This is a genomic window from Gemmatimonadaceae bacterium, from assembly GCA_036273715.1.
Lineage (GTDB): Bacteria > Gemmatimonadota > Gemmatimonadetes > Gemmatimonadales > Gemmatimonadaceae > JADGGM01.
The window spans coordinates 1-3,828 of sequence record DASUHB010000014.1 but is presented as its reverse complement, the minus strand read 5'-3'; the positions used below and the strand labels follow the sequence as shown (position 1 = coordinate 3,828).

General features: G+C 64.6%; 2 protein-coding genes. Both read right to left on the bottom strand.

Features of this window, described 5'->3' with window-relative positions; all coding sequences use genetic code 11:
• Nucleotides 1-298 precede the first annotated feature (298 nt).
• Nucleotides 299-3,439, bottom strand: coding sequence for a CusA/CzcA family heavy metal efflux RND transporter (locus VFW04_02675; GenBank protein HEX5178211.1), 3,141 nt, complete (start codon nt 3,437-3,439; stop codon nt 299-301).
• Nucleotides 3,436-3,828, bottom strand: a 393-nt coding sequence (locus tag VFW04_02670; protein ID HEX5178210.1) for an efflux RND transporter periplasmic adaptor subunit, incomplete at its 5' end; no start/stop codon positions are given. The genes VFW04_02670 and VFW04_02675, both read right to left, overlap by 4 nt.

Here is a 3,828-nt window from a genome sequence, read left to right as displayed (position 1 = left end):
GGCGCACGGCCGCCTGGACGAGCTCGGGAGGGACGAGGTTCCAATGAACGGTTCCTTTGGGCGCGAGTCCGAGCGCCTCGAGGCCGGTGTTGCCCTTGCGCTCACGCGGTTCAGCGCGGGGCGTGGTTTGCGTTGCCATGTTGTATCGTCTCTGGTGCAAAAGGAAATTCCGGACGCCGCTCCATGCCCTTGCAGGGAGCGGGCCGGAGCGCCGTCTGTGGTGCACATCGTTCGGTGCACCGGATACCGGCGCTCAAGCAGCATATGCGGGCGTGCGCGGGGCGTCAATCGGACGACCTCAGACCTGCAGCCGGTCGGTCGGGCGTGACACGATGGCGTAGAGCGCCGGCATCAAATACACGCTGATGACGAGGCGCGCGAGCAGGCCGCCGACGATGACCAACGCGAACGGCCGCTGCGAATCCGACCCGACGCCGTGCGAGAGCGCCGCCGGCAGCAGGCCCAACGCAGCGACGAGCGCCGTCATCATGATGGGCCGGAGCCGCAACACGGCGGCCACTCGCGTGGCCTCGAGGATGCTCACCCCGCCATTTCGAAGCTCGTTGGCGTAGGAAATATAGATGACGGCCGTCTGGACCGAGACGCCGAACAGCACGAGGAACCCGATGCCGGAGGACACCGAGAATGGTGTGCCGGACACCAGCAGCGCGATGAGTCCGCCGATTGGCGCCGACAGGATGACGCCGACAACTGTAATGAACGGGAACTTGAAGTTGCCGTAGAGGACGAACAACAGCAGGAAAATCACGAGGAGCGTGAGTGGCAGGATGACGCGCAGCTGGCCGCGCGATGCCGTGTACTCCTGATATTCGCCGCCCCAGACGATGTGGTATCCGGGCGGGAGCCTAACGGATGCCGCGACCTGTCGCTGCGCGCTCTGGACGGTGCCGGCGAGGTCGCCTCCGTTCACGGAGTATTGAATGCCGATGAAGCGGCTGTTGTCCTGCCGATAGATGAACGACGCCCCGTTAGACACCTGGATCTCGGCCAGATCCTTGAGCGGGACCTGTTCGCCGTCCGGGGCGGCGACGAGGATGCTGCCGATCTCCTGCGGGTTCTGCCGGTAGCGCGGCTCGAGGCGCACGACGAGGTCGTAGAGACGTTCGCCCTGCTCCACCTGTGTCGCCACGCTCCCGCCGACTGCCGCCTCGATGAGGGCGTTGATGTCGCCGGCGTTGATGCCGTAGCGCGCGATCTTCGCGCGATCGACGGCGATCGTGAGCGACGGTTGGCCGAGCTCCTGGACGAGCGTCAGGTCGCCGATGCCCGGCACGTGCTCGAGCACCTGCTTGACCTCTTTCCCTTTACGCTCGAGAACGCCGAGATCGGGGCCGAACAGTTTGACGTCGAGTGCGCTCTTGAGTCCTGTCTCTGCTTCGTCGACGGCGTCTTCGGCGGGTTGCGTGTAATTGAACGTGATGCCGGGGAACGTCTCGAGCTTCTTGTCGATCGCGTCGATCAGCGCCTGCTTGGAGTGGTACGGTCCCGTCCATGTGTCGTACGGCTTGAGCCCAACGTAAAACTCGGCGTTGAAGAAGCCGGTCGGGTCGGTGCCATCATCGGGCCGGCCGTGTTCCGAGCCGACGACCGTCACTTCGGGAAAGGAGCGCAGGATGGCGCGAATTTTAGGCACGATGGCGGACGATGCGTCGAACGAGATGGTGTAGGGCATTGTGGCCCGCACCCAGAGCGCCCCCTCGTCGAGATGCGGCATGAACTCGGCGCCGATGAGGGGAATCAACAGGAGCGAGAGGCCGAACACCGCCGCCGCCGCAATCGTCGTTAGCCACGGATGCGCCAGGCACGCGTCGAGCGATCGTTCGTACGCGCGCTTCACCCATTCGAACGCGGGATTGCGACGATCGCGAATGCCGCGTCGCAGCAGCCACGAGCAGAGAACGGGGATGAACGTCAGCGTGATGAGCAGCGAGCCGATGAGCGCGAAAATGGTCGTGTCGGCCATGGGGCGGAACAACTTGCCTGACGGGCCGGAGAGCACGTAGATCGGCAGAAACCCGGCAATGATCACGGCCACCGAGTAGAAAATCGGTCGATCGACCTCGGCGGCCGCGCTGATGATGACGTGGATGATGTTGTAGGAAGAGCCGTGGCGCAGCGTGAGTTGTCGGTGGATGTTCTCCACCATGAACACGGCGCCGTCGACGAGGATGCCGAAGTCGATGGCGCCGATGGACAGCAAGTTCGCCGGGATATTCTTGATGTCGAGACAGATGAACGCGAACAACAGCGACATCGGGATCGCTACGGCGACGATGAGGCCCGATCGCACGTCGTACAGAAAGAAGATGAGCAGGACGATGACGAGCACGGTGCCGCGCACGAGGTTGTCCTCGACGGTGCGCGTCGTGAGGTTCACCAGATCGCTGCGGTCGTAAAAGGCATTGATGTGGACGTCGCGCGGGAGAACGGAGTCGTTGAGCTGCTCCGTTTTCGCTTCCACTGCCTTGAGCACGGTCTGCGTCTGCTCGCCGCGGCGCATGAGGATCACGCCTTCCACGGCATCGTTGGTTTCGTTGAAGCCGAATTGGCCTAACCGAGGGGCGTTGCCGATGACGACGTCGCCGAGATCTTTGACGAGGATGGGCGTGCCGTCGTGGACGGCGACGACGATGTTGGCGATGTCATCGAGCGTGCGCACGCGGGCGAGGCCGCGCACGTAGTAGAACTGGCCTCCCTCGGAATAGAAGCCGCCGCCGGAGTTCCCATTGTTGTTGGCGAGGGCCTGCTGGACTTCGGGTACCGTGAGCCCGGCGCCGGCGAGGCGCGTCGGGTCGAGCAGCACCTGGTACTGCATGGTCTCGCCGCCGAGCGGCGAGTCGTCGGCGACGCCGTTGACCGACTTGTAGGCTTTGGTGATGACCCAGTCGTTGATGTTCTTGAGCTCCATCGCCGACCGGTCATTGCTCTCGAGCACGTAGCGATAGACGAGGCCGGACGGCGACGAGAGGGGCGCCATGCTGGGCGTCACGCCTTCGGGCAGGCTGAGATCACTGAAGCGTTCGAAGGCCTGCTGGCGGGCGAAATAGTCATCGGTGTTGTCCTCGAACGTTAGGCGAACGTCGGACAGGCCGTACAACGAGATCGATCTGACGATGCGGAGTCGCGGCAGGCCGTTCATCTCGATCTCGATCGGTACGGTGATCAGGCGCTCGACCTCCTCCGACGCGTGGCCGGGCCACTGGGTGATGATCTCGACCTGGGTGGGCGAGAGGTCGGGGTACGCGTCCACGGGCAGGCGACGGAACGACCAGATGCCGGCGCCAACGAGGAGCGCGGCCAGCAGTGAGATGAGAAATCGTTGTGAGAGGGAACCCGCAACGACGGTATTGATCACCGACCGCGGCGCGCCATCCGCCTCGTGGGATGGCGGCGCGGCCTGCTCGGGATGGTCGCTCATTGGCTCTGCGCGAACTGGAGGAAGAGCCCGCCCTGCGACACGACCTTCTCCGCGGGCTGGAGGCCGGCGGCGATCTGGTATTGGCCGGCGAGGCGTTCGCCTAACGTGACCGATCGCCGTTCGAAGGCGCCGTTCGCGTCCTGCACGTACACGAACGGGTTGTTGTCTTCGTCGCGCAGCACGGCGGCGATCGGGACGAGCAGCCCCGTGTGTTCGTGGTGGGAATGCACCGTGACGCGCACGTACATCCCTTTCTTGAGCAGCCGCGCGGGATTGGGGACGACGACGCGGGCGGCGGTGGCCTTGGTGGTGCTGTCGACCTCGGCGGCAATGTTGTCGACCGCGCCGTGGAAGACGGTGGGCGATGCGTTCGAGACGACATCGGCCTC

What these genes read in the sequence shown, in the direction of transcription:
- VFW04_02675 (HEX5178211.1), bottom strand. Translation starts at nt 3,439, where the DNA reads ATGAGCGACCATCCCGAGCAGGCCGCGCCGCCATCCCACGAGGCGGAT.